This window comes from Pseudomonas syringae pv. coryli str. NCPPB 4273 (assembly GCF_000972175.1).
In the GTDB taxonomy this organism is placed as follows: Bacteria; Pseudomonadota; Gammaproteobacteria; order Pseudomonadales; family Pseudomonadaceae; genus Aquipseudomonas; species Aquipseudomonas syringae.
In genome coordinates this window covers 76,753-88,722 of the sequence record NZ_AWQP01000066.1, presented here as the reverse complement: position 1 = coordinate 88,722, position 11,970 = coordinate 76,753, and the positions used below count along the sequence as shown (strand labels likewise).

Genomic DNA, 11,970 nt, shown 5'->3' with positions numbered 1-11,970 from the left:
GGGCTAGCCGCACCGCGCCATGGATGGCGCGTTGCGGCGACCCCCGGATCAGTGACAGGGCGAAGGAACCCGACGAAGTCGGGCCGGAAACGGAGCCAGGGGTTTTGGTTACTTTGGCCCCATCAAAGTAACTCGCCGAGGGGCGAAAAGGTGACCTGAGCCGAACACCAATCCACCTGACATCGCGGAGCCGCGGTGTGACGCGGAGCGTCACGAACTGCATTCCCACGCGGAGCGCGGGAACGAGAATCTGAGCCGAGCCCCAATTCACCTGAAGTCGCAAAACCGCCGTGTGACGCAGAGCGTCACGAACTGCATTCCCACGCGGAGCATGGGAACGATAAAGCCTTACCCGCGGCCTCTGCCAGGCAGGCCTCAATGCCGCCAGAATGCCGGTACACAGAGCACCAGCACAGTAATGATTTCCAGACGGCCAAGCAGCATGCCGCCGGACAGAATCCATTTGGCCGCATCCGGCAGGGTAGAGAAATTGCCCGCCGGCCCGATGACCTCACCCAGCCCCGGCCCTACACCCGATACCGTACTGGCAGCGCCGGTCAGCGCCGTCATCCAGTCCAGCCCGAGCAGCGACAGCATCAGCGCGATCAGACAGATAGTGATCGTGAAGAAAAACGAAAAGGTCAGGATCGAACGCACGATCTCATCGTCCAGCCTATGGCCATTGTATTTCTGCTTCATCACCGCGCGCGGATGGATCAGTTGATTGAGGTTGGTCTTGAGCAGAATGTAGGCCACCTGAAAACGGAAGATCTTCACTCCGCCGGCTGTCGATCCGGAACAGCCGCCAATAAAGCCCAGATAAAAGAACAGCATCAGCGAGAAATTGCCCCACAGGCTGTAGTCACCCAGTGCAAAACCCGTCGTCGTCACCACCGAAGTCACGTTCAGCGCTACATGGCGCAATGCCTCGGTCCACGGCAGGTCCGTGGTATTGGCGTACCAGACCGTCATGACCAGCCAGGTGATCAACAGCAGCCCGATCAGCCCCTGAACCTGCTCATCCTTGATCAACGCCTTGCGGTTGCCACGCAATGTCGCGACATACAGCGTAAAGGGCAGGCTGCCGAGGATCATCACCACGATCGCCACCCAGTGCACCGCCGGTTGCGGCCATTTGGCCAGCGACTGGTCGGAAGTGGAGAACCCGCCGGTGGAAATCGCCGACATCGCATGGTTGATCGCGTCGAACAGACTCATGCCCGCCGCCCAGAAAGCCAGACTGCCCAGCGCGGTAAAGCCGACATAGGCGAGCACGATGAACTTGGCCACCATGTGCGAGCGGGGCATGACCTTTTCCGAGCGGTCCGAGGACTCGGTCTGAAACAGACGCATGCCGCCGATGCGCAGCAGGGGCAGAATCGCCACGGCCATACCGATGAAGCCGATACCGCCCAGCCAGTGCAGCATTGAGCGCCAGATCAGAATGCCCGGCGACATGCTGTCCAGGTTGCTGAGTACTGTCGAACCGGTGGCCGTGATGCCGGACATGCTCTCGAAGAACGAATCGGTGTAACTGATGTGCTGGGTCAGCAGAAAGGGCAGGGCGGCGAAAATGCACACCACGATCCAGCTGGAGACGGTCAGCATGTACATGTCCCGCGGGCGCAACTGAACGTTGTCGGGGCGTCCGGGCACCACCAACGCCAGGCCGGCGATAAAGGTGATGGCGCTGGCCCAGAGAAACTCGCGCAGGTCTTCGAAACGGTCGTAGATGACCAGCGTGGCCATGGGCACGATCATGGCGACAGCCAGGGTGATCAGGAAGATGCCGATAATGAAACCGATGATACGCAAGGTCGGCAACGACATGACAGGCTCTGGCTGGTGTGAGGAAAGGCGCCATTCTACCTGCGCTTGAGGTCATGTAAACCGGTGCGGCCGAGGACCGGCTGCAAGCGCAGAGGTAACGAATTGTCCGTCGCACTCGTTATTGACGCTAAACAGGCTCTAGAATGCCCGATCACTTTTCAAGGAGACAGTCCATGCAGGCGCTCGACGTTTTGCTCAATCGTGTATCGGTTCCACGACTGGTCGACCCGGCCCCGGACGCTGCGCAGCGGGAAATCCTGTTCGGTGCCGCATTGCGCGCGCCGGATCATGGACAGCTCAAGCCCTATCGTTTTCTGACGGTCGAAGGCGCGGCCCGTGAGCGCATGGGCGAGATGCTGGCGCAGGCGCTGCAGGAGAGTGGCGCTGAAGTGACCCCGCAGGCGCTGGAAAAGGCCCGTCTTGGACCATTGCGTGCACCCTTGGTGGTGGTCGTGATCGCGCGCTTGCAGGACCACTTCAAAGTCCCGCACTCGGAACAACGGATCACCGCCGGATGCGCCGCCCATGGCGTGTTGCTGGCAGCGTATGCACTGGGTATCGGTGCGGTCTGGAGGACTGGCGAGCTGTCCTATGCGCCACAGGTCGCCAAGGGCTTCGGCCTTGAAGCCGGCGAAGAAGTGCTCGGCTTTCTGTACCTGGGCACCCCGCTGAACCCGCCGCGCGAAGCGCCAAAAGTCGATGTGGGCGGGTTTGTCAGCGAGTGGCAGGGCTGATCAGACAGACGATGAACTGAGCGGCTCTCTGGGCAGATCCAGCGTGGCGATAAACCCGCCATCCGGGTGATTGCCCAGCATCAGAGTGCCGCCATGTCGTTCCGCTGCGCGTTTGGCGATCGCCAGCCCCAGGCCGTGACCTGGCGTGGTCTGGCCGGGGGCGCGGTAAAACGGCTCGCCCAGTTGCGTCAGGTGTTCGTCGGCAACGCCTGGGCCATGATCGCGGACGCTCAGACGGATGTGATCGCCGACCTGAGTTGCCTGCAGATCGATGCGCTGGCCGCTCGGGTTGAAGCGCAGCGCGTTGCGCAGCAGGTTGTCCAGCGCCCGTTCGATCATGTCCGGCCAGCCTTTGAACTGCAGGTTGTCCTGCACATCAATGTGAATATTCTGATCGATACCGTCCAGTTGTGTGTCGTTCTTCAGGCGCTGCAGCAGCGCTTCGAGGTCGACGGGCTCCGGGCCGCGAAGCTCGGCGTCGAGGCGTGCCAGGGCCAGAATCTCGCTGATCAACGCCTCAAGCCGGTCACATTCACGGCCCAGCCGTGGCCAGAGCTTTTCACGCTCGGCAGGCTCCGCACGTTCAGCCAGCGCCAGGGCAATGCGCAACCGGGCCAGCGGTGAGCGCAGTTCATGAGACACATCGCGCAGCAACTGGCGCTGACTGCCAATCAGGCTTTGCAGGCGCGCACCCATGCGGTTGAAGTCCTTGGCCAGCACGCCGAACTCGTCACGGCGGTTGGCCAGCTGTCCGAGGCTGTGCTGTTGATAGCTGGTTTGCCCCAGATCGTGCACCGCCCCGCGCAGGCGACTCAGCGGTCGGGTAATCGACAGCGTCACGAACAGGCTGAACAGGGTCAGCACCACCAGGGCAATGCCCAGCGCGCTCAATGGCCACATCAGACTCTGACGATGCCACTCGTCGAGCTCCGGGTGCGGAACGCGGTAGATGAACAGGTAGGTTTCGCCGGTCTTCGGGCTGCTGTACTCGGTGGCCAGGCGGCGCCAGGGCAGTTTGCGCCCCTGATCGTCGTCTTCCCGCTGCCGTGCTTCCAGGGCTGCGGCGCGCGGCGGGAACGTACCGCGTACCATGGGCTCGCCGCTGTCGCTGAGCACTTGCGTGTCGATACGATTGCGTCGTTTTATGTCCTGAAGAAACTCCTGAGCGTTATCCGCGCCCTTGTCCTCGAAGCGCTGCGTCCACTGTTCGGGCAACGAGTTGAGCACCGGGTGGCGACTGAGGATCCACGCATCCTGATTGAGCATATGCCCCATGAGTACCGACAGGCCGCCTACCAGAGCGATGGCCAGCCAAAAGCTGGCCAGGATTCGCCAGAACAATGAACGCACGGGATTTCCTCGGTCTCAGTAAAAAAGCCCGGCATGCGCGTGCATGCCGGGTTGTGTTCAGCGCACCGGGCCGCGAGGCCTGATGGTTACAGCGTTTTTGCTGCTTTTGCCGCTTTCCAGGCCTTGAACTCGGCCCATTCGGCGCGACGCTCATCTTCTTTCTTCTTGATTTCGTCAAACAGCTTCTGCTGGTCAGGCCTCAGCAGTGCACGAACTTCGCTGTCGGTCTTGGAGCGTTTGGCTTCGATTTCGTCGTGCATTGCTTTCTGGTCGGCAGCAGGCATTTTTTCCAGGTAGCTTTGAGTGATTTCGCGGCGCTCATGCTTTTGCTCGCGCATCAAGCGTTCGATCTGCTGACGCTGTTCACGTGTCAGGTCCAGCTCAGCCATCGGTCCCATCGGGCCAGGGCCGCGATCCATACGTGGGCCTGGGCCGCGGTCATCGCGATCCATGTGCATGGCAGGTCCGTCAGCATCCGGGCCACCGGCAGGTGGCGCTGGTGGTGCGGCCATGGCAATGGTCGGCAGGGCAGTGGCAAACATCAAAGCGATCAGGGTCTTGCGCATTGTGTATCTCCTTGTCTCTAGTGCGGCTCGATGCCGATGAGCCCAGTTTAGGGAGATCAAGGTCAAGCGCAGTCAACGCTTGGTAAAGCTTGTGTAAGGAGACCGTTGCAAGTTGTCAGCTTAAGGCTACACGCCAGAAGCGCTGGGCTTTCGACTTGCCGCGTCAAGCGGCTCAAAGCGCGTAGTAATAGCCGCGGCTGCGCAGTGCGACGATGCGCGGGCGGCCGTCGGAATGCGGGCCGATTTTCTTGCGCAGGTTGCTGACGTGCATGTCCAGACTGCGGTCGTACAGGGTCAGTTTGCGGCCCAGGGCCAGTTGTGCCAGTTCCTGCTTGTCCAGCGGTTCGCCGGGCTGGCGCATCAGCGCTTCCAGCAAGCGGCTTTCGGACACCGTGAGGGTCAGCTCCTTTTCGTCGACACTGACCACGCCGCGCATCGGGCTGAAGGTCAGGTCGCCCAGTTCGAGCTGGCTGGACGATGCTACCGGGTGACTGCGGCGCAGCACGGCGCGCAGGCGCGCAGTGAGTTCGCGAGGGTCGCAGGGTTTTGCCAGGTAATCGTCAGCGCCCAGCTCCAGACCCAGAATGCGGTCCAGTGGCTCGCCGCGTGCGGAGAGCATGACCACCGGCAGGTCGGGGTGGTCGGCACGTAATTGCTTGAGCAACTCCAGACCGCTGCCATCGGGCAGCATCACGTCCAGCACCACGGCAGCGGGTGCGGCGTCGGCCAATGCCTGACGCGCGCTGGTCCCGTCGTGACAGGCGCGCACCTGAAAGCCTTCCTGGCTCAGCCAACTGCTCAGCAGTTCGCACAGCTCCTGATCATCATCAATTAGTAACAGCTCGCTCATGACTCACTCAATTTAGCCACTGCCGACGTTGCCTACGCCAACCGCTGACCAATATACCGCACAGAAGGGCGAACATCGCAACGCCACCGCCTGCGATGAACCATTGTTGCTGCTCGGTCAGCAGGCGCGGGGGCGCTGCGGACAGTGCTTCTTTGAGCTGCAACTTGAGCTTTTGGTTCTCCTGACGCAAACGTGTCAGCAAGGCGTTGTTGCGTTCCGGATCGGCGTTCTGCAACTGCCGGGTCAATTCTTCGCGCTGCCGCTCGCTGTCCTTGAGGCGCAACTGGAGGTCGGCCATCTGGCTGGCGGCGCCGGGCTGATGCAAAGGCTGTACTGCGCCACCTTCGCTGACCGCCTCGGCGTTTACCTGCACACTTGCCGCCATCAATATCGCCAACAGACACCACATCGCTGAACGCATCTGAACTCCCTTTTACCAAGCCGTGTAAATTCGCACATTGAGCGGGTTATCGGCAGGCAAGCGGGAATGATGAGTGAGGGGCGAGGCGGCACTGCCCTGCTTCAGTGGAAGCAGGGCATGCAGATGCTATCGGGGAGCGGGAATCAGGGCAGGACTTGCTTGAACGGCTTGACCACGACGTTGGCGTAGACGCCTGCGGCCACGAACGGATCGGCTTCGGCCCACGCCTTGGCGGCGCTCTGCGATTCGAACTCGGCAACGATCAGGCTGCCGCTGAAACCGGCAGCGCCGGGGTCGTTGCTGTCGACTGCCGGGTGTGGACCGGCCAGCACCAGACGGCCTTCATCCTTGAGTGCGTTGAGGCGCTCCAGGTGTGCCGGGCGAACGCTGAGGCGTTTTTCCAGCGATTTTTCGACGTCGGTGGCGATGATTGCGTAGAGCATGTCAGTCCTCGGATTTGGTCGTATTGGGAGCGGCGTCGTGCAGGTGGCGTGACAGGTAGATCCCCTGGCCGACCAGGAAGATCAGGGTCATGCCCAGGCTGCCGAATACTTTGAAGTCGACCCAGAATTCCTGATAAGTGAAGGCCACATACAGGTTGGCTGCGCCACAGAACAGGAAGAATATGATCCAGGCGATGTTGAGCCGGGTCCAGATCGCCGCCGGCAGGGTCAGTGCATGACCCATGATGCGCTGGATAAGCGGGCGGTCGCCGATGAAATGACTGCCGGCGAAGGCGACGGCAAACAGCCAGTTGACCACCGGTGCTTTCCATTTCAGGAAGGTTTCGCTGTGGAAGGCCAGGGTCAGGCTGCCGAACACCAGGCACGCCACCAGGGTGAGCCACTGGCTTTTTTCCAGCTTGCGCTGTTTGACGTAGAGAATGCCGTAGACCACCACCGAACTGATGATCAGCATCGCCGTTGCACTGAAAATGCCGCCTACCATATAGGTATTGCCGAGGATATCCACGGCACGCGGCTCGGTTTTGTAAACGATGAAGAACAGCAGCAGCGGGATGAAGTCGATGAATTGTTTCACAATGGCAGCCAGAAGCAGGATGTGGCGGCATAATAACAAACATCAATGAACACGAAAGCATCACTATGAATGTAGACCTGCACTGCCACAGCACCGCTTCCGACGGGGCGCTCTCGCCCACGGCACTGGTTGCGCGTGCTCATGAAAACGGCGTGCGCGTCCTTTCGCTGACCGACCACGACACCCTTGAAGGGCTTGAAGAGGCCCGTGCGGCGGCGCATTCATTGGGTATGCAACTGGTCAACGGGGTGGAGCTGTCGTGCACCTGGGGCGGCGCGACCATCCATATTCTGGGTTACGGATTCGATACCCAGGCCCCGGCGCTGACCGAAGCCATCAGCCGTTTGCATGAGGGCCGCTGGCTGCGTGCGGAAGAAATCAGCCGTAAATTGGCGATCAAAGGTATGCCTGGGGCGCTGGAAGGCGCTCGCGCGATTCAGCAGGAACTGGGTGACAGCGGTAATGCGCCTGCGCGTCCGCACTTTGCCGACTTCATGGTGCGCTCGGGTTTCGTCAAGGATCGCGCCGAGGCATTTCGCAAATGGCTGGGCGCGGGCAAACTGGGCGATGTGAAGCAGCACTGGCCAACGCTGGAGGACACGGTCGCCACCTTGCGGGCGTCGGGTGCATGGGTCAGCCTCGCGCATCCTTCACATTATGACTTTACCCGCAGTAAACGGCGTAAACTGGTCGGCGATTTCGTCCAGGCTGGTGGGCACGCCATAGAAGTGGTCAATGGCATGCAGCCTGCCGATCAGGTCGGCACCCTGGCCATCCTTGCACGCGAGTTCGGTCTGCTGGTTTCTGCCGGCAGCGACTTCCACGGTCCTGGCACCTGGGGCGAGATCGGCACTTATCGCCCCGTGCCTGAAGATCTACCGCCTTTGTGGTGCAGATTCAAACATGAACAGCCTACTGCCTCCGTCTGAACAGGAAGTAATCGTGAGTCAATTTTTCCAGGTCCATCCGGAAAACCCGCAGCCGCGCCTGATCAAACAGGCCGCTGAAATCATCAAGGCCGGCGGGCTGGTTGTGTACCCGACAGATTCGTCCTATGCACTGGGTTGCCAGATCGGTGACAAGAGCGCCATCGAGCGTATCCGCCGCCTGCGCCAGCTGGACGACAAGCACAACTTCACCCTGATGTGCTGCGATCTGTCGCAACTGGGGCTGTTTGCCAAGGTCGACACCGGCGCGTTCCGTGCGCTGAAGGCGCACACGCCAGGGCCGTACACCTTCATTCTCAACGCCACCCGCGAGGTGCCGCGTCTGGTGCTGCACCCCAAGCGCCGCACCATCGGCCTGCGCGTGCCAAGTCATCCCATCGCCCAGGCCCTGCTGGAGCAATTGGGCGAGCCGCTGATGAGCGTCAGCCTGATCATGCCGGGCGACAGCGTGCCGCTCAGCGATCCCTATGAGATGCGTCAGGTTCTCGAGCATCAGGTCGACCTGATCATCGATGGCGGGATCGGCGGTATTTCGGCGTCCACGGTCATTAACCTGGCTGAGGGTGAACCCCAGATCGTTCGGGTCGGCTGTGGTGATCCGACGCCTTTCGGTGAACGCGCCTGATGACAGCCGTCGAGGCAGTCGACAGCCAGGCCGACGCCCAGCAAGAGCTGCCGTTCGCGCTGGTCTACGGGCGTGCTGTCACGCAGATGCCGCTGGACCTGTACATCCCGCCCGATGCGTTGGAGGTTTTTCTCGAAGCGTTCGAAGGGCCGCTCGACCTGCTGCTGTACCTGATCCGCAAACAGAACATCGACATCCTCGATATTCCCGTGGCCGAGATCACCAAGCAGTACATGGGTTACGTCGAGCTGATGAAAACCGTGCGCCTGGAGCTGGCTGCCGAGTATCTTGTCATGGCCGCCATGCTGGCCGAGATCAAATCGCGCATGCTGTTGCCGCGCTCGGCGGAAGTCGAAGAGGAAGAGGGTGATCCGCGCGCCGAGCTGATTCGCCGCTTGCAGGAATACGAGCGCTTCAAGGCCGCCGCCGAGGGCATTGATGGCCTGAGCCGTGTAGGCCGCGATGTCATCGTGCCGAAACTGGACGCTCCCGAAGCCCGTGCACGCAAGTTGCTGCCGGATGTCAGCCTCGAAGAAGTGCTGATGTCGATGGCCGAAGTGCTGCACCGCGGCGACATGTTCGAAAGCCACCAGGTCAGCCGCGAGGCACTGTCCACCCGCGAGCGCATGAGCGATGTGCTGGAACGTCTCAAGGGCGGCGGTTTTGTGCCGTTCGCCGAGCTGTTTACCGCCGAAGAAGGGCGTCTGGGTGTGGTCGTGACGTTTATGGCGGTGCTTGAACTGGTCAAGGAGTCACTTGTCGAGCTGGTCCAAAACGAGCCCTTTGCGGCGATCCATGTCCGGGCGCGAGCCGAGTAGAGCTAAAACACATTCATGAACCTCAATGAACCTCGCGAACTGGCCCCGCTGCTTGAAGCATTTCTGCTGGCCTCCGGAAAACCGCAGACGCTGGAGCGCCTGTATGAGTTGTTCGAGGAAGGCGAGCGCCCTGAACCCCCGGTGTTCAAAAAGGCACTCGAGGTATTGCGCAAGTCATGTGAGGGGCGCGCTTTCGAGCTCAAGGAGGTGGCGTCGGGTTATCGCCTGCAGATCCGTGACCGCTTTTCGCCGTGGGTCGGGCGGTTGTGGGAAGAACGGCCGCAGCGTTACTCCCGGGCCATGCTGGAAACCCTCGCGCTGATCGCCTACCGCCAGCCGATCACGCGGGGCGAGATCGAGGATGTGCGCGGTGTCGCGGTCAACAGCCACATCGTCAAGACCCTGCTTGAGCGCGAGTGGATTCGCGTGGTGGGCTACCGTGATGTGCCCGGCAAACCGGCCATGTTCGCGACCACCAAAGGCTTTCTCGACCACTTCAACCTGAAAAGCCTCGACGAACTGCCGCCGCTGGCCGACCTGCGCGAGATGGAAACCGAGCCGGTGCTGGATTTCGAAGAAGCGCCGGTGCCTGCGCACCTGCAAGCCTTGGCCGACGCCAGCCTCGACCCGGACGCAGAGCCCGAAGCGCCGCGTGACGAAACCAGCTTCCGCAGCCTGCTGGTGGAACTGGACTCGATGGAGCAGGGCCTCAAGACCGACTTTGACGACCTGCTGCGTACGGAGCCTGAGCCTGAAGACGGCAAAGGCGACGATGAGGTCTGATTGACTAGCGCTCCCACGCTGAAGCGTTCAGCGTGATACACAAGCCTCGTGGGAGCGAGCTTGCTCGCGAAGGCGATGGTGCAGGCTTGCTATTTTCGGATTCTGTACGGGCCCTTTCGCGAGCAAGCTCGCTCCCACAAGACCTGTATCTAGCCATGAGCGCTCTGCGTCCTCTTGATACCTCGTCCTGGAGCATGCGGAACGATAATCAGAACTGTCGTGCCAACGTTCCGCGCACTCCGGTCGAATTCATGCGCCAGCCCAGGGTCACATCTGATACCACTCGCCATGAGATTCGCTGCCCATGAGTTCGACCAAGAACCCCTGCATCAGCCTGTGCAAGTTCGATGATGACATTTGCCTGGGATGCGGCCGCAGCAAGCGCGAAATCAAGTCCTGGAAGAAGCTCGACAAGGACGACAAGCGCACGGTGCTCGATGAGTCTGCCAAGCGGCTGGCGAAGCTCAAGACCGCCGGTCGCAAAAAGAAGAAGTGATTCGGGCATTTGCCGTTGACGCCGGATGCGTAAACCAGCGCAGGGGCGTATGATGGCCGACCCTCGGCGATCAAGTGTCGCCTGGGCTTTCAAGTATTTCGCCCTGCCGCTATCCACAGCGCGCCGGGCACAGGTCTTGCCGTTTCTCGGCCAGCCCTGATTCGACACACCGGGAGGTGCCCAGATGAGTGAAAAAGACAAGCAGGACAGCCAGGAAATCGGACCCGCAGGCGAAAAGCTGCAGAAGGTTCTGGCGCGCATTGGCGTGGGTTCACGCCGTGACGTGGAAGCCTGGATTACCCAAGGCCGTATCAAGGTCAACGGCAAGGACGCGACCCTCGGTCAACGCGTCGACCTGCATGACGCCATCAGTGTCGATGGTCGCGTCATCAAGCGCGAAGAAGCGGCCGAAACGGTCCGCCGCGTCATCATGTACAACAAGCCCGATGGTGAAATCTGCACCCGTGACGACCCTGAAGGCCGTCCGACCGTGTTCGATCGTCTGCCGCGTCCGAAAGAAGGCCGCTGGATCAACATCGGTCGTCTCGACATCAACACCACCGGCCTGCTGATGTTCACCACCGACGGTGAACTCGCCAACCGCCTGATGCACCCGTCGTTTGAAATGGACCGTGAATACGCGGTTCGTGTGCGTGGCGAAGTCGATGACGACATGTTGCTGCGCCTCAAGAACGGTGTGATTCTCGAAGACGGTCCTGCACGCTTCACCGATATCCAGCAGGCACCGGGCGGCGAAGGCTTCAACCACTGGTATCACTGCGTGGTGATGGAAGGCCGTAACCGCGAAGTGCGTCGTCTCTGGGAATCCCAGGGGCTGGTGGTCAGCCGCCTGAAGCGCGTGCGTTACGGACCGGTGTTCCTCAACTCCGACCTGCCGATGGGCCGCTGGCGCGAAATGAGCCAGTACGAAGTCGACATTCTGGCAGCCGAAGTCGGTCTGCAGCCTGTGGCCCAGCCGCAGATGAATGCCAAGACCAAGGACAAGATGGAGCGTCTGCAGCGTCAATCGTCGCGCCCTCTGGGCAAAGGCGAGCGCGTTCGCACCTTGCGTCCTGCGGCTGGTGCTCCGGCGACCGGCGGCGAGCGCGCACCGCGTCAGCCGCAGATCACCGGCAGCGAGCGTGATCGTCCGCGCGGTGGCGATTCGACTCAGCGTCCTTCGCCGCGCAAGGATTCGGGCAAGCCCGGTTCACGCGCGCCGCGTCCGGCCGACAACAGCCGTGGCACACCGGTCGCCGAGCGTCCGAGCGACATGAACAAGCGTCCGGCCAAGCCGGGTCCGAAGCGTGTCGGCATCAAGCTGGTCAACGATGATGCGCCGTCAGGCAAGCGTCGTGGCCCACCGGCAGGTTCAGGTCAGCGTCCGGGCTTCGGTCGTCGCAAGCCTGAGTGATCGCACGGTGTGAATGAATGGCAGCGCCAGTCCACAGGGCTGGCGTTGTCGTTTTCGGCGCTCTGAAAAGCGCTGTCACACAGCCGGCGCACCTC

General features: G+C 61.4%; 14 protein-coding genes. 7 read left to right on the top strand and 7 right to left on the bottom strand.

Annotated features, from left to right (window positions below; translation table 11 throughout):
• Positions 1 to 375 precede the first annotated feature (375 nt).
• On the bottom strand, positions 376 to 1,830 hold the full coding sequence (locus P406_RS23360; RefSeq protein WP_003369828.1) for a TrkH family potassium uptake protein: 1,455 nt from the start codon (positions 1,828 to 1,830) through the stop codon (positions 376 to 378).
• A gap of 173 nt (positions 1,831 to 2,003) precedes the next feature.
• Here P406_RS23360 and P406_RS23355 point away from each other — a divergent pair, with 173 nt between their 5' ends.
• Positions 2,004 to 2,564: a nitroreductase family protein gene (locus tag P406_RS23355; RefSeq protein WP_004411117.1), complete on the top strand. Its 561-nt coding sequence runs from the start codon at positions 2,004 to 2,006 to the stop codon at positions 2,562 to 2,564.
• On the opposite strand, the gene P406_RS23350 is transcribed toward P406_RS23355, so the two are convergent.
• From P406_RS23350 to P406_RS23325, 6 genes are all read right to left on the bottom strand, one after another.
• Positions 2,565 to 3,914 (bottom strand): sensor histidine kinase, encoded by a 1,350-nt coding sequence (locus P406_RS23350; protein WP_046237496.1) that lies wholly within the window; start codon positions 3,912 to 3,914, stop codon positions 2,565 to 2,567.
• Between the two features lie 86 nt (positions 3,915 to 4,000).
• Entirely contained in the window at positions 4,001 to 4,480 is a 480-nt protein-coding gene (locus P406_RS23345) for a hypothetical protein (RefSeq protein ID WP_004411108.1), read from the bottom strand.
• A 172-nt stretch (positions 4,481 to 4,652) separates the two neighbouring features.
• Positions 4,653 to 5,330, bottom strand: a complete 678-nt coding sequence (locus P406_RS23340) for a response regulator transcription factor (protein ID WP_003424789.1) — start codon at positions 5,328 to 5,330, stop codon at positions 4,653 to 4,655.
• 7 nt (positions 5,331 to 5,337) lie between these two features.
• On the bottom strand, positions 5,338 to 5,751 hold the full coding sequence (locus P406_RS23335; protein ID WP_046237495.1) for an SH3 domain-containing protein: 414 nt from the start codon (positions 5,749 to 5,751) through the stop codon (positions 5,338 to 5,340).
• Positions 5,752 to 5,894: 143 nt separating this feature from the next.
• The gene (locus tag P406_RS23330) at positions 5,895 to 6,194 is read right to left on the bottom strand and encodes a YciI family protein (protein WP_046237494.1); all 300 of its coding nucleotides are present in this window, start codon (positions 6,192 to 6,194) and stop codon (positions 5,895 to 5,897) included.
• 1 nt (position 6,195) lies between these two features.
• Positions 6,196 to 6,792, bottom strand: coding sequence for a septation protein A (locus tag P406_RS23325; RefSeq protein ID WP_004411104.1), 597 nt, complete (start codon positions 6,790 to 6,792; stop codon positions 6,196 to 6,198).
• A gap of 65 nt (positions 6,793 to 6,857) precedes the next feature.
• On the opposite strand from P406_RS23325, the gene P406_RS23320 reads away from it, so the two are divergent.
• From P406_RS23320 to rluB, 6 genes are all read left to right on the top strand, one after another.
• Complete coding sequence (locus P406_RS23320; RefSeq protein WP_004411103.1) at positions 6,858 to 7,721, top strand: PHP domain-containing protein; 864 nt, start codon at positions 6,858 to 6,860, stop codon at positions 7,719 to 7,721.
• Positions 7,722 to 7,734: 13 nt separating this feature from the next.
• Positions 7,735 to 8,364: an L-threonylcarbamoyladenylate synthase gene (locus P406_RS23315; protein ID WP_003404133.1), complete on the top strand. Its 630-nt coding sequence runs from the start codon at positions 7,735 to 7,737 to the stop codon at positions 8,362 to 8,364.
• Positions 8,364 to 9,182, top strand: a complete 819-nt coding sequence (locus tag P406_RS23310) for a segregation and condensation protein A (RefSeq protein ID WP_003314716.1) — start codon at positions 8,364 to 8,366, stop codon at positions 9,180 to 9,182. Before P406_RS23315 ends, P406_RS23310 begins: the two co-directional genes overlap by 1 nt.
• Before the next feature lie 15 nt (positions 9,183 to 9,197).
• The gene (gene scpB, locus P406_RS23305) at positions 9,198 to 9,965 is read left to right on the top strand and encodes an SMC-Scp complex subunit ScpB (protein ID WP_004412831.1); all 768 of its coding nucleotides are present in this window, start codon (positions 9,198 to 9,200) and stop codon (positions 9,963 to 9,965) included.
• Between the two features lie 304 nt (positions 9,966 to 10,269).
• Positions 10,270 to 10,461: a DUF1289 domain-containing protein gene (locus P406_RS23300; RefSeq protein ID WP_003314720.1), complete on the top strand. Its 192-nt coding sequence runs from the start codon at positions 10,270 to 10,272 to the stop codon at positions 10,459 to 10,461.
• A 184-nt stretch (positions 10,462 to 10,645) separates the two neighbouring features.
• On the top strand, positions 10,646 to 11,875 hold the full coding sequence (rluB, locus tag P406_RS23295; protein WP_003314721.1) for a 23S rRNA pseudouridine(2605) synthase RluB: 1,230 nt from the start codon (positions 10,646 to 10,648) through the stop codon (positions 11,873 to 11,875).
• Positions 11,876 to 11,970 lie beyond the last annotated feature (95 nt).

Bases quoted from the DNA above. Each gene is read 5' to 3' on its own strand.
- P406_RS23345 (WP_004411108.1), bottom strand. From the start codon at position 4,480: ATGCGCAAGACCCTGATCGCTTTGATGTTTGCCACTGCCCTGCCGACC.
- P406_RS23335 (WP_046237495.1), bottom strand. From the start codon at position 5,751: ATGCGTTCAGCGATGTGGTGTCTGTTGGCGATATTGATGGCGGCAAGT.
- P406_RS23320 (WP_004411103.1), top strand. From the start codon at position 6,858: ATGAATGTAGACCTGCACTGCCACAGCACCGCTTCCGACGGGGCGCTC.
- P406_RS23300 (WP_003314720.1), top strand. From the start codon at position 10,270: ATGAGTTCGACCAAGAACCCCTGCATCAGCCTGTGCAAGTTCGATGAT.
- scpB (WP_004412831.1), top strand. From the start codon at position 9,198: ATGAACCTCAATGAACCTCGCGAACTGGCCCCGCTGCTTGAAGCATTT.
- P406_RS23340 (WP_003424789.1), bottom strand. From the start codon at position 5,330: ATGAGCGAGCTGTTACTAATTGATGATGATCAGGAGCTGTGCGAACTG.
- rluB (WP_003314721.1), top strand. From the start codon at position 10,646: ATGAGTGAAAAAGACAAGCAGGACAGCCAGGAAATCGGACCCGCAGGC.
- P406_RS23310 (WP_003314716.1), top strand. From the start codon at position 8,364: ATGACAGCCGTCGAGGCAGTCGACAGCCAGGCCGACGCCCAGCAAGAG.
- P406_RS23330 (WP_046237494.1), bottom strand. From the start codon at position 6,194: ATGCTCTACGCAATCATCGCCACCGACGTCGAAAAATCGCTGGAAAAA.
- P406_RS23360 (WP_003369828.1), bottom strand. From the start codon at position 1,830: ATGTCGTTGCCGACCTTGCGTATCATCGGTTTCATTATCGGCATCTTC.
- P406_RS23355 (WP_004411117.1), top strand. From the start codon at position 2,004: ATGCAGGCGCTCGACGTTTTGCTCAATCGTGTATCGGTTCCACGACTG.